This is a genomic window from Dokdonella sp. (assembly GCF_019634815.1).
Classification (GTDB): Bacteria; Pseudomonadota; Gammaproteobacteria; order Xanthomonadales; family Rhodanobacteraceae; genus Dokdonella_A.
In genome coordinates this window covers 14,028-36,081 of the sequence record NZ_JAHCAP010000027.1, presented here as the reverse complement: position 1 = coordinate 36,081, position 22,054 = coordinate 14,028, and the positions used below count along the sequence as shown (strand labels likewise).

General features: G+C 63.9%; 19 protein-coding genes and 1 pseudogene. 10 read left to right on the top strand and 10 right to left on the bottom strand.

What is annotated here, in order from left to right:
- Positions 1 to 90: 90 nt before the first annotated feature.
- From phhA to KF759_RS12330, 3 genes are all read right to left on the bottom strand, one after another.
- Positions 91 to 981, bottom strand: a complete 891-nt coding sequence (gene phhA / locus KF759_RS12340; RefSeq protein WP_291225953.1) for a phenylalanine 4-monooxygenase — start codon at positions 979 to 981, stop codon at positions 91 to 93.
- Between the two features lie 68 nt (positions 982 to 1,049).
- Complete coding sequence (locus KF759_RS12335) at positions 1,050 to 1,829, bottom strand: rhomboid family intramembrane serine protease (RefSeq protein ID WP_291225951.1); 780 nt, start codon at positions 1,827 to 1,829, stop codon at positions 1,050 to 1,052.
- A 30-nt stretch (positions 1,830 to 1,859) separates the two neighbouring features.
- Positions 1,860 to 2,831 carry a TerC/Alx family metal homeostasis membrane protein gene (locus KF759_RS12330; RefSeq protein ID WP_291225949.1) on the bottom strand — a complete coding sequence of 324 codons (972 nt, stop codon included), beginning with the start codon at positions 2,829 to 2,831 and terminating at the stop codon, positions 1,860 to 1,862.
- A gap of 258 nt (positions 2,832 to 3,089) precedes the next feature.
- On the opposite strand from KF759_RS12330, the gene KF759_RS12325 reads away from it, so the two are divergent.
- The gene (locus KF759_RS12325) at positions 3,090 to 4,274 is read left to right on the top strand and encodes a class I SAM-dependent rRNA methyltransferase (RefSeq protein WP_291225947.1); all 1,185 of its coding nucleotides are present in this window, start codon (positions 3,090 to 3,092) and stop codon (positions 4,272 to 4,274) included.
- A gap of 51 nt (positions 4,275 to 4,325) precedes the next feature.
- On the opposite strand, the gene KF759_RS12320 is transcribed toward KF759_RS12325, so the two are convergent.
- Positions 4,326 to 6,197, bottom strand: coding sequence for an aspartyl protease family protein (locus tag KF759_RS12320; RefSeq protein WP_291225945.1), 1,872 nt, complete (start codon positions 6,195 to 6,197; stop codon positions 4,326 to 4,328).
- An 84-nt stretch (positions 6,198 to 6,281) separates the two neighbouring features.
- Here KF759_RS12320 and KF759_RS12315 point away from each other — a divergent pair, with 84 nt between their 5' ends.
- The 6 genes and pseudogenes from KF759_RS12315 (at position 6,282) to KF759_RS12290 (ending at position 11,021) form a co-directional block, all read left to right on the top strand.
- Positions 6,282 to 6,911, top strand: a complete 630-nt coding sequence (locus tag KF759_RS12315; RefSeq protein WP_291225943.1) for a winged helix-turn-helix domain-containing protein — start codon at positions 6,282 to 6,284, stop codon at positions 6,909 to 6,911.
- A gap of 159 nt (positions 6,912 to 7,070) precedes the next feature.
- Positions 7,071 to 7,244 (top strand): annotated as a pseudogene (locus KF759_RS12310) (RlmI/RlmK family 23S rRNA methyltransferase); the annotation flags it as partial.
- 179 nt (positions 7,245 to 7,423) lie between these two features.
- Positions 7,424 to 8,461, top strand: coding sequence for a serine hydrolase domain-containing protein (locus KF759_RS12305; protein WP_291225942.1), 1,038 nt, complete (start codon positions 7,424 to 7,426; stop codon positions 8,459 to 8,461).
- Positions 8,462 to 8,632: 171 nt separating this feature from the next.
- Positions 8,633 to 9,268 carry a GTP cyclohydrolase I FolE gene (gene folE, locus KF759_RS12300; RefSeq protein ID WP_291225940.1) on the top strand — a complete coding sequence of 212 codons (636 nt, stop codon included), beginning with the start codon at positions 8,633 to 8,635 and terminating at the stop codon, positions 9,266 to 9,268.
- A 63-nt stretch (positions 9,269 to 9,331) separates the two neighbouring features.
- Positions 9,332 to 10,621, top strand: coding sequence for a TCR/Tet family MFS transporter (locus tag KF759_RS12295; protein ID WP_291225938.1), 1,290 nt, complete (start codon positions 9,332 to 9,334; stop codon positions 10,619 to 10,621).
- Between the two features lie 199 nt (positions 10,622 to 10,820).
- Positions 10,821 to 11,021 (top strand): hypothetical protein, encoded by a 201-nt coding sequence (locus KF759_RS12290; protein WP_291225936.1) that lies wholly within the window; start codon positions 10,821 to 10,823, stop codon positions 11,019 to 11,021.
- Between the two features lie 310 nt (positions 11,022 to 11,331).
- Here KF759_RS12290 and KF759_RS12285 read toward each other — a convergent pair whose 3' ends face one another.
- The gene (locus tag KF759_RS12285) at positions 11,332 to 14,280 is read right to left on the bottom strand and encodes a TonB-dependent receptor (protein WP_291225935.1); all 2,949 of its coding nucleotides are present in this window, start codon (positions 14,278 to 14,280) and stop codon (positions 11,332 to 11,334) included.
- Between the two features lie 330 nt (positions 14,281 to 14,610).
- A complete protein-coding gene (locus KF759_RS12280) occupies positions 14,611 to 15,588 on the bottom strand; it encodes a hypothetical protein (RefSeq protein ID WP_291225933.1) in 978 nt (325 codons plus the stop codon).
- A gap of 322 nt (positions 15,589 to 15,910) precedes the next feature.
- On the opposite strand from KF759_RS12280, the gene mtgA reads away from it, so the two are divergent.
- From mtgA to KF759_RS12265, 3 genes are all read left to right on the top strand, one after another.
- Entirely contained in the window at positions 15,911 to 16,627 is a 717-nt protein-coding gene (gene mtgA, locus KF759_RS12275; RefSeq protein ID WP_291225930.1) for a monofunctional biosynthetic peptidoglycan transglycosylase, read from the top strand.
- Positions 16,628 to 16,710: 83 nt separating this feature from the next.
- On the top strand, positions 16,711 to 17,661 hold the full coding sequence (locus KF759_RS12270; RefSeq protein ID WP_291225928.1) for a glycosyltransferase family 2 protein: 951 nt from the start codon (positions 16,711 to 16,713) through the stop codon (positions 17,659 to 17,661).
- Between the two features lie 119 nt (positions 17,662 to 17,780).
- Positions 17,781 to 18,209, top strand: a complete 429-nt coding sequence (locus KF759_RS12265; RefSeq protein WP_291225926.1) for a CBS domain-containing protein — start codon at positions 17,781 to 17,783, stop codon at positions 18,207 to 18,209.
- Between the two features lie 107 nt (positions 18,210 to 18,316).
- On the opposite strand, the gene maiA is transcribed toward KF759_RS12265, so the two are convergent.
- The 4 genes from maiA to hmgA are packed head-to-tail and all read right to left on the bottom strand — an operon-like array spanning position 18,317 to position 22,046.
- The gene (gene maiA / locus KF759_RS12260) at positions 18,317 to 18,985 is read right to left on the bottom strand and encodes a maleylacetoacetate isomerase (RefSeq protein ID WP_291225924.1); all 669 of its coding nucleotides are present in this window, start codon (positions 18,983 to 18,985) and stop codon (positions 18,317 to 18,319) included.
- Positions 18,986 to 19,004: 19 nt separating this feature from the next.
- Positions 19,005 to 19,994, bottom strand: coding sequence for a fumarylacetoacetate hydrolase family protein (locus KF759_RS12255; RefSeq protein ID WP_291225922.1), 990 nt, complete (start codon positions 19,992 to 19,994; stop codon positions 19,005 to 19,007).
- Positions 19,991 to 20,746: a methyltransferase domain-containing protein gene (locus KF759_RS12250; protein ID WP_291225920.1), complete on the bottom strand. Its 756-nt coding sequence runs from the start codon at positions 20,744 to 20,746 to the stop codon at positions 19,991 to 19,993. Before KF759_RS12250 ends, KF759_RS12255 begins: the two co-directional genes overlap by 4 nt.
- Positions 20,736 to 22,046, bottom strand: a complete 1,311-nt coding sequence (gene hmgA, locus KF759_RS12245) for a homogentisate 1,2-dioxygenase (protein ID WP_291225918.1) — start codon at positions 22,044 to 22,046, stop codon at positions 20,736 to 20,738. The genes KF759_RS12250 and hmgA overlap by 11 nt, the downstream gene beginning before the upstream one ends.
- Positions 22,047 to 22,054 lie beyond the last annotated feature (8 nt).

Genomic DNA, 22,054 nt, shown 5'->3' with positions numbered 1-22,054 from the left:
CCGCGATCCGGGTGCCGGTGGTGACTGCTCGCAGCTCAACGCCGCGACGACCATCGACCATCGATCGGCGCGTAAGTTCGCATTGACGGGTCAAACGTCGCCGTCGCTTGCCCAACCTTCGCCATTGCCACGCTGAATCACTCGATCCGTTTCCAGTACATCTCCCGCGGCAACCACCGGCTGCGCAGCAACATCACGGTAGAGCGCGGTGAAATCCGGCCGCGTTGCCTCGATCAGATCCTCGAAGCTGTCGATCACGAAATAGGTTTTCTGATAGCTGTCGATGCGATAACGCGTGCGCATGATGCGGGCGAGGTCGAAGCCGATGCGATTGGGCGCTGCCGATTCCAGACAATGAATGGACTCGCCCTTGGAGCTCAGTATCCCGGCGCCGTAGATGCGCAGACCGCCGTCCTCGCGGATCAGGCCGAACTCGACCGTGTACCAGTACAGCCGGGTCAGATACGTCAGCGCCTCGGCGCCCAGGCCATGCGCCTTGACGCCACCGGCGCCGTAAGCCTGCATGTAGTCGGCGAACACCGGCTCAAGCAGCAATGGCACGTGACCGAACAGGTCATGGAACAGATCGGGCTCGGCGATGTAGTCGATCTGCTCGGGCTTGCGTATCCACCAGGTGACCGGAAAACGCCGATTGGCCAGATGCTCGAAGAAGGTGAGCTCAGGCAACAGGCCCTCGACCGCGACGATCTTCCAGCCGGTCGTGCCTGCGAGGATGGCGTTGATGTCGTCGAAGCGCGGAATCGCGTCGGCGGCCATGCCGAAGCGCTGTTGATTGTCGATGAAACTCTGGAACGAACGCCCCTTGAGCAGCTCACGCTGGCGGCGAAACAGCTGCGCCCAGGTGTCGTGCTCGGTCGGGGTGTACTCCGAATACGGTTGCTCGACCACGGCCGTGGTGTAAACCGGAACGTAGCCCTTGTCGGTGTGCTGGCTTTCGACGCGACGTGCTTGGGGTGACATGGCGCAAGCCCTGTTGAATGTATGCGCAACTGTAGCGCTGCGGCGGGGCAAAGGCATCAACCGTCGCCTCAGTCGTGCTCGTGCGGCGGCATCTGGCGCTGACGGAACACGATGATCTGTGCGCCCTGCGGCGGCGCGCTGCGCTGCCACAGCACCGGCACCTCGCGCGGGCGCGGCAGCTCCAGTTCGTCGCCCTCACCACCGTCCTCCGGTTCATCCTCCCAGCTGTAGCGCTTGCGCGGCGGCAGCGGGTCACGGCGAAAGAAGGCGATCGCACTGATCACCCCCGCGATCGCACCGGCGAGGTGATATTCGAAACTGATGTGTTGCTCTGTCGGCAGTACCGAGGCCAGCATTCCGCCGTAGAGGAAAAACACCACCAGCGCAGTCACCACCGCAAGGCGATCACGACGCAGCAAGCCGGCAATGAACAGAAACAGCATGAGGCCGTTGGCGACTCCGCTGGCACCGACATGAACCGAGTCTCGCGCAAACAGCCATACCCCCAGGCCCGACAACAACCAGATCAGGGGCAGCGCGAGCCGCGCGCCGCGTGGATAGTTGTACAACGTCAAGGTGGTCAGCAGTGCGATCGGCAGGGTGTTGGACACCAGATGCGCGAACGAAGCATGTGCCAGCGGCGCTGTGAGGATGCCAATCAAGCCGGCGGGCTGACGCGGCGTGATGCCGAGGTCATCCAGACGCCAACCGAGCAGCCAGGCGGCGAGCCACGCCAGCCACAAGCCTGCGGTCAGCGCCAGCGCTCCAAGCATGGCGTAGCGGATGCGGGCGCGATCCTGCGCGACGCTGCGTGCGGTGGGATCGGGAACTGGCGGCGCAATCTCCATCGTCAGGACATTGGGCCGCGCTGGCGACGCTCAAGGGTCGCGCGCCTCGGAATCGCCCGATTGCGCCGGCCACAGCATGCTCGCCGCTATGGCCGAACCGATGAGCAAGGCAATCACACCCAAGGCTATGCCGACGGGAATCTTGTAGAGATCGGCGATCAGCATCTTCACGCCGATGAACAGCAACACCAGGGCAAGCCCGTGTCCGAGCCGATGAAAGCGGTCCGCCATGCCGGCCAGCAGGAAGAACAGCGCACGCAAACCAAGCACCGCGAACACGTTCGAGGTCAGCACGATGAAGGGATCGAGGGTCACCGCAAAAATCGCCGGAATCGAATCAACCGCGAACACCACATCGACAACGGCCAGCAGCACCAGCACCACGAACAGCGGGGTGAACTCCTTGCGACCGTCTTCGACCGCGCGCAGCTGCTCGCCATGAAAACCCCGCGTGATGTGCAGGTGGCCACGGATCCAGCGCAGCACGCGGTTGCTCTCCAGATCCGGCTCGGCGCCGGCCGAAATCAGCATCTTGATACCGGTGACGAGAAGGAACAAACCGAACAGATAAAGAATCCAGTGGAAGCGCGCCACCAGCGCTGCGCCCACGAAGATCATCACCGCACGCAGCGCGATCGCGCCGAGCACGCCGAGCATGAGCGCGCGCTGACGCAGCTCAACCGGCACGGCGAAGGTATTGAACACCAGCAGGAACACGAAAATGTTGTCGACCGACAGCGCCTTTTCGAGCAAATAGCCGGTCAGGAACTCGAGCGCAACTTCGTTGGCGACCGCCGATCCCGACTGCTGCAGCTCCCACCACCACAGGCCGGCGTTGAAGACCAGCGCCAGCGAGATCCAGGCGATGCTCCACCACATTGCCTCGCGCAGGCGCACGCGATGCGCGCCATGCCGGCCGAGCACGTAGAAGTCGACCACGAGGGCGACGATGACGAACGCACTGAAGGCGGTCCACAAACCCGGTGTGCCGATGGAGTTCAAGCTCGAACCTCGCGAAGACTGTCAGTTCACGGGTCGATGGCAGGATGCGCGTTTTTCGGACACACCTTCGCCGTCGACGGCGAAGGTCTCGCTCGCAGGAATCCCTTGTGGATCCCTGCCCACCCGACCGGGGTCTGGCCACCCGTGCTGACGATCGTGGCGGCGGGAGAGCTACTCCCCTTCTGCTGGTGCGCAAGTTAGCGCCTCGCGCGCATGCGCGCAAGCCGGTCGGCCCGGTAGGGACGGTATCATTGCCCCATGAATACGCCCACCCCCGGCAGCCTGCCACTGATCCAGCTCAAGACCGAACGCCGCTCCAACCATCCGTGGATTTTCCAGAAGATGGTCGAGAAGCCCGCCAACAAGCCCAAACCCGGGAGCATCGTCGACATCGTCGACCGTGAAGGGCAGTACGCGGGGCGCGGCTTCTACAACGGTCATTCGCGCATCGCCCTGCGTGTACTCACAGCCGACCCCGACGAAGCCGTCGACGAGGCCTTCTTCGCGCGCAAGATCGGCGCTGCGATCGCCTTGCGCCGTGAGGTACTCAAGCTGGATGCGGTGACCGACGCCTACCGACTGATCCATTCCGAGGGCGATGGCCTGTCCGGCCTCGTCGTCGACCGCTTCGCCAACACCCTCGTGATCGAGTTCTTTTCGGCGGGAATGTTTCGCCAGCGCGACTTGATCAAGCGCATCCTGCTCGAGCATTTCCCCGGCGCCGACACCTACGCCTTCGCCGAGGAGCATGTACAGAAGCAGGAGAGCTTCGATCTGTCCCACCCGCCCACCCCCAAGCCAACGGTGATCCACGAGCATGGCGTCGCCTTCCATGCCGCGCCGGGCAGCAAGCACAAGACCGGCTTCTTCGCCGATCAGCGCGACAACCGCCTGCTGCTGGCACAGTGGTGCCAGGGCAAGAGCGTGCTCGATCTGTGCTGCAATTCCGGTGGTTTCGGCATCCATGCCAAGACCATCGGCGGCGCCAGCGAGGTGACCGGGATCGACCTCGACGAGGAAATCCTCGAGATCGCCGAGCACAATGCGCGGCTGAACAAAGTCAGGATCAAGTTCATCCAGGCGGACATCTTTGCGTGGCTGCGCGATGTCGCCGCCAATCCGGACAAGAAATTCGATGTGGTGATCCTCGATCCGGCGAAGATGACGCGCGACCGCGAGCAGGTGATTCCGGCACTCAAGAAATATCTCGACATGAACAAACTCGCGCTCGGCGCAGTCAAGCCTGGCGGGATTTTCCTCACTTGCTCGTGCACCGGCTTGGTGAGCGAAGAGCAGTTTCTCGACATGCTCCGCCGCGCGGCCTTTTACGCGAACCGCAGCGTGCAGGTGCTCAAGGTGACCGGCGCCGGCGCCGACCATCCCTGGCTCGCCCACGTGCCCGAATCGCGCTATCTCAAGGCGGCCTTCTGCCGCGTGGAGTAGCCGCTCCGGGCACGCAAGCGCAGCCCCGATCCGCGCCCCTGCGGAAGCAGCCTATTGCACTCGCGCCGGAATGCGGTCAGCGAGTACCAGCTCGGCGCGGCCGGACTTGCCCTCGCGCCGGAAATCGAAGGCGAGGCGCGTACCGGCAGGCAACTCGCGCAAGCGTTCGCGCCATTGGGCGAGCGTGCGAACGGCTACCGCTTTACCGTCGATCGCGGTGATCGCATCGCCCAGCTTGAATCCGGCCTTGGCAGCGGCGCTGCCGGCAGCGACGTCGGCGACCTGCAGGGAATGATTTCCGGCAAGCAGCCACAAACCACTGCGGTCGTAGGCGTCGGGCGCGGGATTGGGCTGATTGGGCGCCAGATACATGAGCTTTTGGCCATAGTCGAAGGCCACCGTGAAGCGCTTGAGGGTGCCACCCCCGATGTTCGCGGCCAAGTCGGGGCTCGCGAACGAGCCCTTGTCGCCGGTATACAGATCGCCGGCGATTGCATCGATCGCGAGGTCACCCAGCTCGAGGCGCCCGAAGCGTGCGGGACGCCCGCGATTCGGGCCACCCACGCCCCATCCGACCACGCTTTCGGCAGCAGCACCGTAACGTGCGATCAGGTGGTGTTCGTGCACGAATGGTGAGTGCAGGGTCAGGGAGGAGCGCGAGCCGGTATCTATGCTGGCGCGGATCGGTAGCCCATCGAGCGTGGCCGAAATCACCGGGATCCGCTCGGCCTGCTCAAAGGGAACGGCATGAGCACCCATGGGCGGCACGAACCGAGCCGGCTCGGCGAGAGTTAGTTCGCGTTTTGCGTAATCGATGGTGACGCCGAAACGGCGGAACATTTCATAGCCGACCAGACCGTCGGCGACCACACCTTCCACTGCGGGCAGGTCACCCAAGTCGACGACGTAGAACACCGGCTTGGTCAGTATCGCATCGCCCACACGTACCTCGCCCGCGTGCGCAAGAGCAAGGTCCACTTCATGTTCGCCAACTCCGCGCGCAGCAAGCTTGCCTTCCGCGACAAGCCCGAATTTCCTTGCCGCCGCCGGAGTAAGCAGGTTCACACCCCCCGTATCGACGAGGAGGCGCGCAGGTTTGCCATCGATTGTGCCATCGACATAGATGTGGTTGTTCACCAGGTCGAACGGCAAGCTCGTGATTCCGGAGACGCTCTTGATGCGTGCAGTGTCGCGCATCGCAGGCGCGGCGAAGTCCGCATCGGCTACGGCAATGTTGGTCTTGACGCCCTCGATCTGCACTTCGGTACGCCTGCGCGGATCCGTGCGTCCGGCTGCATCGGTCAGATCGGTGCGCACATGAAAGGGCAGCGTCAGCCCATCGACGGAGCGCCAATTGTCGAGACTCGTCGTGACTGTGTCCTGATCCTGCTTCTGGGTGACGCGCACCAGATGATGACTGGCAGGATCGAACCACAGGGTCAGCGTATCGCCCCCCTGCGGGGTGGCTTCGACCACGACAAGGCGGCGGCCATCGACCTCGCGCTCACTTGGATCTCCGAATTGGGCCGGAAAACGCTGTGGATACCAATACCCGTGTGCATCCAGCCACGCCTGGCTGCGCAGGCGCCGCCGCGCGGCGGGCGCATCGAGCAGCGCGACTTCGCCACCCGGATCTTGCGACCAGCCGTGTTCCCCGTCATAGCCGTCGGCTCCTTCGACCGGGCCGAGCCGGTAATGGCTGACCGTCCGCAGGTACCTGAAGTCCTGAAGGCTGCGAAAGCTGCCTTCCAGACCACCGGCGCGCAGCATCCCACGCGTTTCCAGACTCAACACCGCATCCCAGCGCACGCCACCCGCAGCAAGCTTGTCACGTGCGAACAGCGCAGACGCATCATCAGCCCTTGCGTTGCCGGCAAGCAGGCCAAGACAAGTCAGGAAGACGGCAATGGAATGTCCGAACATGAGGTTCTCCGCAGCTGGCGCACTTGCACATGCATCATGTAGATTGAAGAATATTCATGTATTTCAAACATGACAAGCCAACCAATGGCACACACCGACGACAACCAGATCCACAGGCCGGCGCAGATCAAGCTGTTCAACTCGCCGGTTCGCATCGAGATATACGACGCCCTGGAAGCCTGCACGGCGCCGATCAGCGTGGCTGAGCTGGGCGCGCAATTGGGTCGTGCCGCCGACGGCTTGTACTACCACCTGCGGGTGCTGGTCGCAGCAGGCCTGGTGGTGGAGGAAGGCAGCGGGTCAATGCTGCGCTATCGGACCCCCGCGCGCGCAGGGCGAGCCCTGCGTATGCGTTACTCACCCGGCAAGACAGCCAACGCGGCCGCGGTTGCGCGTGCAGTGGGCAGCCTCCTGCGCGTGGGCGAGCGCGACTTCAAGCGCGCCCTGGCCAACCCACACACGGTGGTCGAGGGTCCGCGGCGGGAGCTTTGGGCGGGTCGAGCTGCAGGATGGGTGACGACAACCGAGCTCGAAGAAATCAATCGCCTGCTCGCCCACCTGACGGGCCTGCTGCACAACTCGCAAGGAAAGCGTGGCGGCAGACGCATGTCGTTGGCGTGGGTACTCGGCCCGCTCGACGTGAAGCCGCCCCGCCGCGCCAGCAAGGCGCGAACCAAGCCACGCGCTGGCTCGTCGACACGATCGTCCAAATGATCGGGTCGTGATAGCGATCAAGGCATTCCAGTGGCGCCGGCGCAGCACGGCGACGCTCACTGCGCCAGCCGGCAGGCAGGTCGGGGCGCGCCGCCGGCGGCGCACAGTTTGCATTGAGTATTCACAGCCGACCCCGATGAAGCCGTCGACGAGACCTCCTTCGCGTGCAAGATCGGCGCTGCGATCACCTTGTGCCGCGAGGTGCTCAAGCTTGATGCGCTGTCCGACGCCTGCCGGCTGATCCACTCCAGGGGCGATGGTCTGTCTGGCATGGTCGTCGACCGCTTCGCCAACCCCCTCGTGATCGAGTGCTTTTCGGCGGGAATGCTTCGCCAGCTGACTTGATCAAGCGCATCCTGCTCGAGCATTTCCCTGGCGCTGACCCTCCCTGGCTCGCCCACGTGCCCGATTCGCGCTATCTCAAGGCGGCCTTCTGCCGCGTGGAGTAGACCCGGTCAACCGCTGGCGCGATCGCACGTTTTGGCGATGCAATTGCTCCCGCGGAATCCACCATGCGCACTGCTTGTTTGTTCCTGGGCCTGGTCACGGCTGCGTCGACGCCTGCGGCCGTGGTGTACGACTTCACCCCCGTCACGCAGCAGATGATTGCCTTGCTGCAAACCACGCCCGACATGGATGGCGCATCGCTGATCGTGATTCGCGGCGGAGTGGTTCTCTACGAGAGCCATTTGGGGACATTCACGCCAACGACGCGTGTTCCGATCGCCTCCGCGAGCAAATGGCTGTCGGCGTTGACGATCGAACGTCTCGTCGAGCGGGGTGAGATGAGTTGGACCGATACAGTCGGGCAGTACATGCCCGACGCGCCGCCCGACAAGCAGACGATCACGCTCGGCCAGCTCTTCAGCCACACCTCCGGTTTGACGCATGTCGCTGATGCCTGCCTGGGCGACCACCTTCATTTCACGCTGGCAAGCTGTGCGGACGAGATACTGGCAAGCCCGCTGGAAAGCCCGCCGGGCACAGCGTTCGCCTACACCGGCAATGGCATGCAGGTCGGCGGGCGCATGGCCGAGATCGCCACCGGCAAGGCATGGGCACAAATCTTTTCGGACGAACTGACATCGCCCCTCGGCATGCCCGATACCGGTTTCAATTTCGGCAACGCCAACCCGCAGATTGCCGGCGGCGTCAGTTCGACCCTGGCCGACTATTCGCATGTCGTGCAGATGGTGGTGCAGCAAGGCCAATGGGACGGAGCGACCTTTCTGTCTGCCAGCGGGATCGCCCGGATGCAGCTCGACCAGACGCATGGCGTGCCGATGGTGTCTACGCCCGACCCATTCGCGTTCGGCTATGGCTATGGCGAATGGCGCAACTCGATCGATGCGCAAGGCACTGCGATCCAGGTGTCGAGCACCGGTGCGTTTGGTAGTTCTCCCTGGGTTGACAACAAGACCGGAGTGGCCGCGTTCTTCCTGACTTACAGCCAGGACCTCGACAAGGCGGACATTCGCTTGCTCTGGGCGAACGTGAACGGGGTCGTGACCGACCCCATCTTCAGCGCGGGTTTCGAGGCGGGCCCCTGATTCTGGGCCGGTGACGCCTTGCCCCGCAGGCTTGTGGGGCCCGAAGGATCCACACGTCGCCGACAGGGGCGCGCGCGCCGTCCGCCTGGAATTTCGCGCAAGCGCAACGATGCCGCGCCCGGGGAAGTGAACAGCGCTACACTGCGCGGATGTTGTCCGCAGGTTGAGGTCATGGCGAAGTCAGGCAAGTCTGCCCCCCGAGCAAAGGCAAAAGCGGATGCCGTCGCGGTCACCAGGGAAGGTGCCGAAGAGGCCGTACGCACCCTGTTGCGCTGGGCCGGCGAAGACCCGTCGCGCGAAGGTCTGCTGGACACGCCCAAGCGCGTGGTCGAAGCCTACCGCGACTGGTTTTCCGGCTACGCGGTCGATCCGGCCGAGTATCTTGGGCGCACCTTCGAGGAAGTCGCCGGTTACGATGAGCTGATCGTCCTGCGTGACATCCGTTTCGAGTCGTATTGCGAGCACCACATGGCGCCGATCATCGGTCGCGCGCACGTGGGCTACCTGCCAACGGACAAGGTCGTCGGGATCTCCAAGCTCGCGCGTGTCGTCGACGCCTTTGCTCGACGATTCCAGGTGCAGGAAAAACTCACCGCACAGATCGCGCACTGCATCGACAGTGTGCTCAAGCCGCGTGGTGTCGGCGTGGTGATCGACGCAACCCATCAGTGCATGACCACGCGCGGCGTCCACAAGCGCGGCGTGTCGATGATCACCAGCCAGATGCTCGGCTCGTTCCGCAAGGATGCACGCACACGTTCGGAATTCCTGCGCTTCATCGACATCGACTCGCACAGCCACCACTAGGTCGCCAAGGCCGCACTGAACGTACCTGGACCCGGATCGGAAAGTCTGCCAAGGAACTTGCGCGTGAGCACCCCAACGCGTTTGCCCGCGCGCCGCGCTGCGGTCGCGTTCGTGTTCGTGACCGTGCTGATCGACATCCTGTCGTTCGGAATCATCATTCCGGTGCTGCCGCACCTGATCGAGCAGCTGGGCGGCGGCGGCATTGCCAAGGCCGCGATGTGGGTCGGCCTGTTCGGCAGCGTGTTCGCAACGATCCAGTTCATCTGCTCACCGATTCTTGGCACGCTGTCGGATCGATACGGTCGGCGCTCGGTCATCCTGCTTTCCAACCTTGGCATCGGCATTGATTTCCTCTTCATGGCCTTGGTCAACACCGTGCCGTTGCTGCTGATCGGTCGCTTCTTTTCCGGTGCATTCGCCGCCAGCTTCACCACCGCGAACGCCTACATCGCCGACATCACGCCGCCGCACAAGCGCGCCGCCAGTTATGGATTGCTTGGTTCGGCCTTCGGTATCGGCTTCATCGTCGGGCCGGCTCTGGGTGGATTTCTCGGGCACATCGACACGCGACTGCCGTTTTTCGCAGCGGCCGCGCTCGCACTGACGAATTTCTGCTACGGTTTTTTCATCCTGCCCGAATCATTGCCACCCGAACGGCGCGCCCGACGCTTTGATTGGTCGCATGCCAATCCTTTTGGCGCGGTGATGCTGCTGCGTCGCTACCCCTCCGTGTTCGGGCTCGCGACCGTCGTGTTCATGAGCAATCTCGCCCATTACGTCCTGCAAAGCGTGTTCGTGCTCTATGCCGATTATCGTTATGGCTGGGGCGCGCAGAAGGTCGGCTACGCGCTGGCCCTGACAGGCGCCTGCAACGCCTTCGTGCAGGCCTGGCTGGTGCGGCGCCTGGTGCCGGTGCTGGGTGAACGCCGCACGGTTCGGCTCGGCCTCGGCTTTGGTGCGGCCGGGTTTGCGCTGATGGCCTTTGCGGGCAGCGGGCCGTTTTTTCTCGCAGCCATTCCGTTGCTGGCTCTTTGGGGGCTGGCGGGGCCATCGATGCAGGCCCTGATCACGCATCGTGTCGACCCGCGCGAGCAAGGGCGCCTGCAAGGGGCAATCAGCAGTTTGTCGAGCCTTGCGGGCATCTTCGGGCCAGCCCTGTTCACGCAGATCTTTGCCGCGGCGATCGCCGGACACTTGGAATGGAAGCTTCCCGGCGCCCCGTTCCTGCTCGCATCAGCCTTGCTGGCACTGGGCGTCTGCCTCGTTTGGCTGGTGACACGCAGGCTGCCTCTCCACATTGCGCACGAAAGCGGTGGCGCGGCGCAGGGAAAGCCCGCGGCTGAGGCAGGTTAGCTCGCCGCGAGGAACGTGCGGGCGTTGCCTGAAGCCCGAAACATGGCCCCGCGGACGCCACGCGCTGCCCCTTCGAACCACAACACGGCCGTGAACGACCCCGCGCACAATCCGGGCGCGGCCACACTCTTTCGATCGGGACAGCTAGCCCCATATTCGACACCGCGGCCCCTTCGTCCGACCGCCCGGAGACCTGTGCATGCTCTCGTTCCTGTTGTGGTTGCTGCTGCTCGTGTTCTGCTGGCCGGTGGCCCTGCTGGCTCTGGTGCTCTATCCCCTCGTATGGCTGATCCTGCTGCCATTCCGACTGCTCGGGATCGCCGTGGAGGGTGTGTTCGAACTGCTGCGAAGCATCATCCTGTTCCCCGCTCGCCTGCTGCGCGGTCGCCAGGTGAATTGAATCCCGCAGTCACTTTGCTCGACTTGCGCGGGCGGACCAAGGTGAGGGTGCCCCGCCGGGACCTGCAGGATTTGGTTTCCGCAGCGCCATTGGGTGCAACCGCGTGTGAGCCGAGACAGGCACGAACTCACAGGCCCGCGGTCCTGCGCGTGCGACTTTCATCCGTGCTTGTCGCATCGACCCTGGGGGCAAGCCCGCTCGGTGAAGTCGAAATCGGTGCAGCGATCCGGAACGTTTGCAGATTCGGCGCGGCACAAAAAAAACGGCCCCGTTTCCGGGGCCGTTGAATGCAGAACCAAACCGCTTTCGACTAGAACTTCTGCGAGTAACGCAGGTAGTAGAAGCGGCCGATGTCGAAGCCACCGTAGTAGTCGTACTGCGAGCTCGGATCGGAGTACATGACCGGACCGGTGTGATCGAACACGTTGTTCGCACCGACCGAGATCGTGCCATTCCACGGCGCATTCCAGCGGACCTGGAGGTCATGGAAGGTGTTGGCGCCGTTACGATGCCAGTTCGAGAGCGTTCCGTTGACCCAATGCTGCGGCATGTTGCACTCCGGGCCACCCGCCGGCGTGTTGTCGAACGAGCAGGTTTCCTTCATCGCCGAATAGTAACGCGTGGTCCAGGACGCCGCGAAGTCGCCCAGGCTCCAGTCGACGCCGAGGTTCGAACGCGTACGGAAGTTGGCGCCCAGAGCGTTGTAGCTCGTGACCGGCGTTCCCGGAGCGTTGTCAGCCTTGTTCAGCTGGTTCGACATGTACGTCGTGTTCCAACGCACCGTGAAGCGGCCGAATGAGAACTCGGGCAGACGGTAGCTGACGCCCAGATCCCAACCTTCCGATTCCGTCCAACCGGCATTGGTACCGCCGCGCAGCGCGTAGGTGACCACACCATTGGCCGGGTTGCGCTGGAACAGGTTCGAGGCGCAGCGCGACGCGACACCGAGGATATAGCAGTCGCTCAGCATGCCGTCGACCGAGTCGCCGCCGATCGTGTTGTTGATGCGGATGCGGAACCAGTCGAGGCTGAGGTCGAGGCCTTCAACCCAATGCGGGCTGTAGACCAAGCCAGCGGTCTTGCTGGTCGAGGTCTCTGGCGTCAGGTTCGGGTTGGCGCCGGCGAAGAACTGCACGCCGGTCTGGCAGGAGATGTCCGCGCAAGGCGAACCACCCTGACCGAGCTGACGGAAGTTCGCGCCCACGCCCGGCTGGCCACCGAAACCGCTGAGGCAGCGCTGCATGACGGCAGCGTTGCTTGCCGCGGCGCCGAACAGCACGTCGCACGGATCGGAGTAGTAGTCGAACGTACCGCTGATGCCGCCGTACAGGTCGCCGATGGTCGGTGCACGGAAGCCCTGCGCATAGTTGGCACGAACGAGCAGGTCGTCGATCGGACGCCAGGTCAGGCTGAACTTGCCGTTGGTGGTGTTGCCGAAGGTGTCGTACTTGGAGTAACGACCGGCAACGTTGAACGAGAGTTCACGCGCGAGGAACATGTCCTTGAGGACCGGCACGTCGACTTCGAGGTAGAACTCGTCGACCTTGTACTTGCCGCCGGTCGGACCGCTGGCAAGGTCGGTACTCATGTTCGACTGCTTGAGCGCGTCGGGAATGAAGTTGCCCGACTCATCGCGGTGCTCGTAACCCGCAGCGATGTTGAGGTCACCCGCCGGCAGCGTGAAGATGGCGCCAGTGAGGTTGGCGCTGTAATCGACCGTACGCGTGTTGCCCGTGTCATGCGAATACGGGAACAGGTAGGTCTGCACCGCCGGATCGGACAGCGAGTACGCGCCCGTGGTACCTGCGGGGATGAACGGGTTCCACGGCACGCACGAACCCGGAGCCGTACCGTACGGGATCGGGCTGGACGGGGTGCCGCAGGTCACGCGACCCGTGGCCGGGTCGAAGAACGACGGGCCGAGGGCGTTGCGCGTGGCGAGCAAGCTGAAGTCGCCGCGGCCAACCTTGAGCGCATCGTTGTTGTTCACGAACGCGCCGACGTCCCAGTTCCAGGTGTGGTCGCCGATTTCGAAATCACCCTCGAACGTACCGGAGAAACGGTAGGTCTGCAGGTCGCTGCGCGTGGTGCGCGGCACTTCCCAGCCACGGCGGTAGAAATAGATGTACTCGCCGGTCGGGTTGAAGTAGCTGTCCTGCGACAGACCGATGTACGGATTGGCCGAAGTGGCACCCGGAATCGTGAACGCAGGCTGGAACGGATAGCCGGCCACCTGCTGCAGGGTCGAGCGCTTGTTGTAGAGGAAGTCGCTCGAGAAGCGGATGTGGTCGGTGATGTTGTAGTTCGCGTTGGCGAACAGCGAATGACGCTCGATGCCAGTGTTGAGCATCATCTCGTAGTTAAAGTTCGAACGATCGTTCGTGCCGCCACCCGCGCCGGTGTTGTGCCAATCACCCGGATTGGCGGGGTTGCCACCCGGATTGAGCGCGCACAGGCCCGACGAGCAATAGCCCGGGGGCATGAAGAAATTGCCGTACTGCGAAACGATCGTCCAGCCGCTGGTCGGATGACGGGTGGTGTTCGGGAACGCGCTGTACCAGCGGTCCTTCGCCCACACCGGATCTTCCTTCGTGTATTCGGCGCTCAAGGTCAACGAACCACGGTCGCTGTGCGCGCCGATGGTCATGTTGTAGTTCTGCTTGACGCCGTCGTCCTGGTCGTACTGGCCGACGTAGCCCGACGCTTCCGCGCCGTCGTAGTTCTTGCGCGTGATCACGTTGATGACGCCCGCGATCGCGTCCGAACCGTAGATCGCCGAGGCGCCGTCCTTGAGGACTTCGATGCGGTCGATCGCGGCCATCGGGATCTGTGACAGATCCTGCAGGCCATCATTGGTGGTACCGAGACGCTTGCCGTTCATCAGCACCAGGGTGCGGTTCGCACCGAGGTTGCGCAGATCAACGTAGTAGCCACCGACCGACTCACCCGAGGCCAGCACGCTGGCGCGGCTGATCGGCGGCGTGCCGACTTCGCTCATGTTCTGCAGGATGTCGGCAACAGAGTTGAAACCCTGCTTCTCGATCGCAACGCGGTCGAGAACGACGATCGGTTGCGCGGTTTCGACGTCCGCCTTGCGGATGCGCGAACCGGTGACCGTGATGGTTTCAAGCCTCTGGCTGTCCTGGTCCCCTGTATCCTGCGCGAACGCCGGCGCGGCCGAAAGGCCAATCGCGGCGGTAGCACCCGCATACAGAGCATAACGAACAGCTTTGAAAAGCTCGTTGCTCATAAAATTCATTTCACTCTCCAACGTCAGAGTTGTCACAGCTCGGGACATGTGCTCTCCCGCTCCTTGGGAACGACCAAAACGGTCCACCAAAATCCTCGGCAGATTCTGATACTAACAAGATTCTTACTTTTTTGGAATCCCCGATTTGCCTTCGGCGCGTCGAATAAATATCTTTATATTCAATGGCTTGCATCGGTTGCCGACAGGCCGAAAGACACCTCACCGGCACTTGCGCAGGAAGCCATAACATGTCGGGGGATGGGTTTTGGCATCGTCGGCAACCGGCGCGAAACCTGATCGATGCGCTGATGCGGGATTCGGGCGGCGAGCGCGAGACGCTCAGAGGTCCTGACGGTACTGGATGTAGGGCGTGCGCGCCTGACCGTCGACGTCGCGAGGCGAAGCGGACGGCGTGGCCAGGATATTCTGTGCGCCGACGCTGAGTTCACCCGCCCAGGGCGTACGCCAGGAAATACCCAGATCGAGCGTAGTCCAGCGTTTGCCGGCCAGCAGCGGGTCGTCGCTGCTGAGCACGTGGCCGACAATGGCGCCACGCAGCGAGCCGACATCAAGCCCGAGGGAAAGGGACAATTGGTCAAGATCCAGGGCCGGCAACATTGCGCCGGCCATGCGCGAGTCATGCAGGCGACCGTAGCTGGCAGTCAGATCAAGCGCCGTTGCCTGACTGAAGCGCCAACGCCCACGCGCGAACAGCGAGGATTCCTCGGAAGCAAGGCCAAGCCAGCGCGGATCACCAAACTTCTCATGCACCGACAGCGGGCTGAACAGCGCCTCGGCGGCCGATGCCTGCCCCGAAGTCCGCAGCCACGACAGGCCATAGCTGAGGTCCAGCGCCCCTTCCGCCGACGACCAGCCCATGCCCAGCACGGCGCTGGACGCACCTTGGCTGGTCGGGGAATTGAACGCGCAGGAACCGACCGCACATGCAGGCAGATTCGGCAGGTACCGGCCGATCAGGGCATCCAGGCGCAAGCCATTGGCGAAATCAAGGCTCAAACCGCTCGCGGAAACCGAGTGTCCGGCCAGGCGCCAAGTCGAAGGGCCTGCATAGGCGGGCGTTGCCGTCGTTGGCGCCGCGACCCAGCCTCCGGGCAGCGGCACCACCGCCAACAGCTCACCATTGGTACCCGACCAGATGGGCAGCACGGGCTGGCCCGAAGCCATGCCCGGAGCCACACCATCGGTGCGCAACAGCTGATCCACCAAGGGCGTCGCCGAGCGCTGCACAGGCAAAGACTGTCCGACTGCCGCGAGCGGCATCAGGGCAAGCAGGAGCGTGGCGAGGCGAAACTTCATGTCCGGCGGGCAATCAACCTTTCGTACCGATGTCTGAGAGCGGCAGGCGGTCGCGGAGTTCCCGAATCAAACGCTTTCGACGCCGGCGATTGTAGCGCAGTTCACGAAAACCTAACAGCGCCTCACGGTCAGGTCGCTTTCGAAGACTTTTCGGCAAGTCATTGAAATGAAACACGCTGGAGCAGACTTTGCAGCGTGCCAAGCGGCGGCAGCGCAGTCCCGATCGCACCCACGTCCGTGACCGTGGCGTGCTGCCGCGGCGCCGAATCGGTAGCCTAGCCGGAACCGGGCCGGACGGGCCCTGCTTCGGGGAGTCGCGCTGTTGGGCAGCGGAGTTCGAAAACCACGGTGGCGGCGCATCCGCCGCTGGCTAGTGATCGCAATGCTGGCATGGGTCGTACTCAGCATCGTGACTGTCCTTGCGTTGCGCTTTGTGCCGCCTCCGATCTCCGCGGTGATGGCGCAAGCGTGGATTTCGGCACGCTTGCACGGCGACTCGGATTGGAAGCTGCGTTACCGCTGGGTTGACTGGAAGCAGGTCGCACCCATCGTGCCGCTTTCGCTGATGGCCGCCGAGGACCAGCGTTTTCCGCTGCACCACGGCTTTGATTTCGAGCAAATCCAGAAGGCGCTTGATGCGGCTGACGAGGGTGAACGCCTGCGCGGCGCAAGCACGATCAGCCAGCAGGTCGCCAAGAACCTGTTCCTGTGGAATGGACGCAGCTTCGTGCGCAAGGGCCTGGAAGCCTGGTTCACGGTACTCATCGAAACGCTGTGGCCCAAACAGCGGATTCTCGAGGTCTATCTCAACATTGCCCAATTCGGTGATGGCATCTATGGGGTCGGTGCAGCAGGCGCCACCTACTTCCACACCACGCCGGCCAGATTGGATGCACAGCAGGCCGCCTTGCTCGCAGCGGTGTTGCCCAACCCCATGCGCTTGCGCGTCGACAAGCCCAGCGCCTACGTGTTGCGCCGCGCGGCCTGGATCCGCCGTCAGTGCGAAGCGCTCGGTGGCATCGGCTATTTGCCCCGCTGAGGTCATTGGCCGAGCAGATCACACACAGCCGGCCCGGATCAGCCTGCTAGCATGCGCGCTTTACGGCTTGCCTGTCCCGCACCATGCCCGCCTTGACCGTCGTCGTCCCCGCCTACAACGAAAGCGAAGGCCTGCGCGAATTCCATCGGCGTCTGGGCAAGGTACTCGATGGCATGGCCGGGATCGAAAGCGCCGTGCTGTACGTCGATGACGGCAGCCGCGACGATACCTGGGCAATCATGTGCGACATGCGCGAAACTGATCCGCGCGTGGCCACGCTCCGGCTCGCACGCAATTTCGGCAAGGAGCTGGCGTTGACCGCCGGCCTCGACCATGTCATCGAAGGTGCCGCGGTGGTGATCGACGCCGACCTGCAGGATCCACCCGAACTGATTCCGGAGTTCGTGGCGCATTGGCGCGATGGTTACGATGTCGTCTACGGCACGCGCGCGACGCGCGCCGGGGAATCCGGATTCAAGAAGCTTACCGCCTCGGGTTTTTACCGCGTCATGGAAAGGCTTTCGACGACGCCGATTCCGCGCGATACCGGCGATTTCCGTCTGGTGTCGCGTCGTGCGCTCGACGCCCTGGCGCAGGTGCGCGAGCGCCAGCGCTTCATGAAAGGCTTGTTCACCTGGGTCGGCTATCGCCAGTTGTCGGTGGTCTACCACCGCGATCCGCGCCATGCCGGGCAGACCAAATGGAATTACTGGAAACTGTGGAATTTCGCGATCGACGGCATCACCTCGTTCTCGGGCGTGCCGCTCAAGCTCGCCACCTACGTCGGCCTGCTGACCGCGCTGGGCGCCTTCCTCGCTGCGCTGTGGGTGTTCGGCAAGGCCTTGTTGCTGGGCGACCCGGTGCGCGGCTATCCGTCGCTGATGGTAGTCATGCTGTTTCTCGGAGGCATGCAGCTGATGGCGCTGGGCGTGATCGGCGAATATCTGGGCCGCCTTTACGTCGAAGCCAAGCAACGCCCGCTCTACCTCGTCGACCAATACACGCCACCGCGACGCAGCGCGCAGGCGTCCTGACGGCAAGCCCCGTGGAGTGGTCGAAGTCATCCCTGTCCAGGTTCGCCGATTGTGCAAGCGGGTCAGCCTTGTCCTAGACTGCCCGCACGCAAGCCAATGCATGTGACGTGGAGGTAGCCATGCTTCAGGTCAAGCATCTGCTCGATGAAAAGGGACGCAGTGTTTTCGCGATTGCCCCGGGCGAGCCCGTCCTCGCGGCAATCCGGATGATGGCCGAACGCGGCGTCGGCGCGCTGCTTGTGCTCGATGGCGAGACCCTGGTCGGCGTGATTTCCGAACGCGACTACGCACGCAAGATCATTCTCAACAATCGTTCATCCAGCGACACGCCGGTGCGCGATGTGATGTCCACCGCCGTGATCACGGTTGCGCCTGGCGATGGCGTGGATACCTGCATGCGTCTGTGCACCGACAGCCGCGTGCGCCATCTGCCGGTGGTCGATGGCGGCAAGGTGGTCGGCGTCGTTTCGATCGGCGATCTGGTCAAGGCGGTGATCAGCGAGCAGGGCGAGCAGATCGAACAGCTGCATCGCTATATCGCAGGTTGACCATTCACCCCGCGGCGTCATTCAGGCCCGCCAGGACCACCGCTGCGGCGGCAGAACATGTACGTGTGACGCACCAATGCCAGCGCCACGGCCGGGCGCGACGCGATTCAACTCACGCTGGCGCTCGGCTGCTTCTCTGGCCGCGCCGCATCGAACGCGGGCAAGGCCAGACAGCGCTCGTTGACCGCGCGGATGTTCGGGAATGGAGTCAGGTCGAGATTGAATCGCTGCGCGTTGTAGACCTGCGGAATCAGGCAGGCATCGGCCAGTCCCGGCAGATCGCCGTGGCAGAACGCGCCACGAGCGTCGTCGCTGGCGAGAATTTCCTCGAACGCACGCAGACCCAGACCCATCCAGTGGCGCATCCAGGCTTCGCGCGCGGGCGCGTCCACGTCCAGCTCGCTTTCCAGATACTGCATCACGCGCAGGTTGTTGAGTGGATGCACATCGCAGGCGATCAATTGCGCGAGCGAACGCACATGCGCGCGCTCGCGCAGGCCCGGCGGCAACAGTGGCGGCTTCGGATGGGATTCTTCGAGATACTCGATGATCGCCATCGATTGGCGCACCGCGCGCCGGCCGACCATGAGCACGGGCACGCTTTCCTGGGGATTGAGCGCGCGGTGTTCGGCGCTGTGCTGCTGACCGCCGTCGTTGATCAGGTGTACCGAATGAATCTGGTACTCGAGACCTTTCAGATTGAGGGCAATGCGGACGCGGTAACAGGCGCTCGAGCGCCAGTAGTCATGCAGGACAAGCTCGGCGGTGCTGTTCATGGTCGCTCCTGGTTCCCCTTCAACCGGGCGACGCTGGCCTCATGATCTGTTCGATCGCGCCGAAGATGCTGGCGCCGCCGGCGTCGGTGATCTCGATGCGTACGGTATCACCGAACTTGAGGAATGGCGTCGACGGCTTGCCATCACGCAGTGTTTCCACGGTGCGCTGCTCGGCCAGACAGGACGCGCCCAGCGCGGTGTCCTGGTTGGCGATCGTGCCCGAGCCAACGATCGTGCCCGAGGTCAGCGGCCGGGTCTTGGCGGCATGGGCGATCAGCTGGGCGAAGCTGAACTGCATGTCGACCCCGCATTCGGCCTGACCGAACCACTTGCCGTTGATCCAGGTGCGCATTGGCAGGTGCAGCTTTTCGCCGCGCCAGGCATCGCCCAGTTCATCGGGCGTGACCAGCACCGGCGACAGCGCGGAGCGCGGCTTGGATTGCAGGAAGCCGAAGCCCTTGGCCAGCTCGGCCGGAATCAGGCCGCGCAGCGACACATCGTTGACCAGCCCGACGAGCTGGATGTGGCCGGCGGCCGCCGCCGGCGTCAGCGCCATTGGCACATCGTCGGTGACGACGACGACTTCGGCCTCCAGATCGATGCCATAGTCCTCGCTGGGCACGATCACCGGATCGCGCGGGCCGTAAAAGCCCGCACTGGTGGCCTGGTACATCAGCGGATCGACATAGAAGCTTTCGGGAACCTCGGCGCCCCGCGCGCGGCGCACGCGCTCGACATGCGGCAGGTAGGCACTGCCGTCGACGAATTCGTAGGCACGCGGCAGCGGCGCGGCGAGCTTGTCCATGTCGAGATCGAAGGCGCCCGGCGCACTGCCCGCATTGAGCGACTCGGACAGGGCGTTGAGACGCGGCGCGGCATTGGACCAATCGTCGAGCGCAGCCTGCAGGGTCTGCGCAATCGCGCTTGCGCGCAGTGCACGCCTGAGATCACGGCTGACGACGATGAGGGTGCCATCACGGCCACCTTCCTTGAGGGAACCCAGTTTCATGCCTGCTCCTGTTGAGTGTTGCCAGCGGGTCGACGCAGCACCGCGACCAGATTCGGATCGAGCGGAAGGCGGCGGATGCCGTACAAGCGGGCGATCCGGCGTTCGATCAGGCGCCTTTGCCGAGCCAGGAAACGCTGCCGCAGCGCCGCGAGTATGCCCGCTTTGGCCGATACCCGGCAGGCATTGGCGACGCGCTCGACTTCAAATCCGCTCAGCCGCGCGAGGTATTCGATCTTGTAGGTGGACAGCGTGCTGCGGTGGCTGAAGTCGCCATGCTGGTAAACACGGCCGAACGGACTCTGCCCGTTCGGAAAGCGGGCGATGAAGCGCCCGCCCTCGATCAGCAAGCCATGCAGCGTGGCGAAATTCGTCACCAGTTCGGCATGGTCCCAATGTTCGAGCACGTCGAAGGCGACGATGAGGTCATAGCGGTCGCCGCGCGCGAGGAGATCAGCGAGCGAGTGCTGGCCGACATCGAATCCGGCGCGCTGACCGGCTTCGCACAGGCCCGCATCGAGTTCCAGACCACGTACCTGCGCGCCCCGCCCACGCGCCCAGGCCAACAGACTGCCGTTGCCGAAGCCGATTTCGAGCAGGCGCATGCCGGCGAGGTCGAGGCCGCCGAACTCGGCGGCGAAATAGCGTGCCTCGCGGGCACTGGGGGTGAAACTGCCCTGCCAACCTTTCCACTGGGCATAGCCGGCATAGCCATCCGGCGCGCCGGCGGCGCGAGCCGGTTCGTCAGCGGCCATTGCCGGGCGCAGCAAAATGCTTGCGCAGCCCGGCCCAGCAGGCCTGGTAGTTGCGCTGGCGATGCGCGGCATCGAGCGCCTGCTGCGTGGGCCGGATCACTGCGCGTGTCTCGAACATGATCGCCATCGTGTCGACGATGACATCGGGCTTGGACAGGTCGGCGGCGCTGGCCTTTTCGAAGGTCGCCGCATCCGGCCCGTGCCCGGTCATCGAGTTGTGCAGCGAGGCGCCACCCGGCACAAAGCCATCGGCCTTGGCGTCATAGACCCCGTGTACGAGACCCATGAACTCGCTCGCGATGTTGCGGTGGAACCACGGCGGCCGGAACGTGTCCTGCGCAACCAGCCAACGCGGCGGGAAGATCGCGAAATCGATGTTGCTGGTGCCGGGCGTGTCACTGGGTGAATGCAGCACCAGGAAGATCGACGGATCGGGATGGTCGTAAGAGATCGATCCGATCGTGTTGAAGCGGCGCAGGTCGTACTTGCAGGGCACGTAGTTGCCGTGCCAACCCACCACATCGAGCGGGCTGTGACCGATGTCGGCACGCCACAGGTGCCCCTGGAACTTGCCGACCAATTCGAACGCGCCTTCGATATCCTCGTAGACCGCATTGGGGATGAGGAAATCGCGCGGATTGGCCAGGCCATTGCTGCCGATGGGCCCCAGGTCGGGCAGCTTGAACATCGCGCCGAAGTTTTCGCAGACATAGCCACGCGCAGCACCATCGGGCAGCGTGACGCGGAAACGGATCCCGCGCGGGATCAGCGCAATTTCCTGCGGCTCGACATCGAGCACACCCAGCTCGGTCTCGATGTGCAGGCGCCCCTGCTGCGGCACGATCAGCAATTCACCATCGGCGTCATAGAACCAACGCCCCTGCATGTCGCGGTTGGCTGCATACAGGTGGATACCCAGGCCCGCCTGCGCGGCCGGCGAGCCATTGCCGGCCATCGTGTACAGACCCTCGATGAAGTCCGTCGACGCCTCCGCCAGCGGCAGCGGATCCCAGCGCAATTGCTCGGGCGTGACCGGGCCGCTGCCGAAATCATTGTGGAATCGCGGCTGCACGAACGGCGCGAAGGCGCCATGCACGGCCGCAGGCCGGATGCGGTACAGCCAGTTGCGCCGATTGGCGTGGCGCGGCGCCGTGAACGCGGTTCCGGTGAGCTGCTCGGCATACAGACCGTGCGCAACACGCTGCGGCGAGTTGCGCCCTGCTGGCAAGGTTCCGGCGAGCGCTTCGCTGGCGAACTCGTTGCCGAATCCGGTTTGGTAACCGGTGCTGTTGATCGACATGGCCCGAG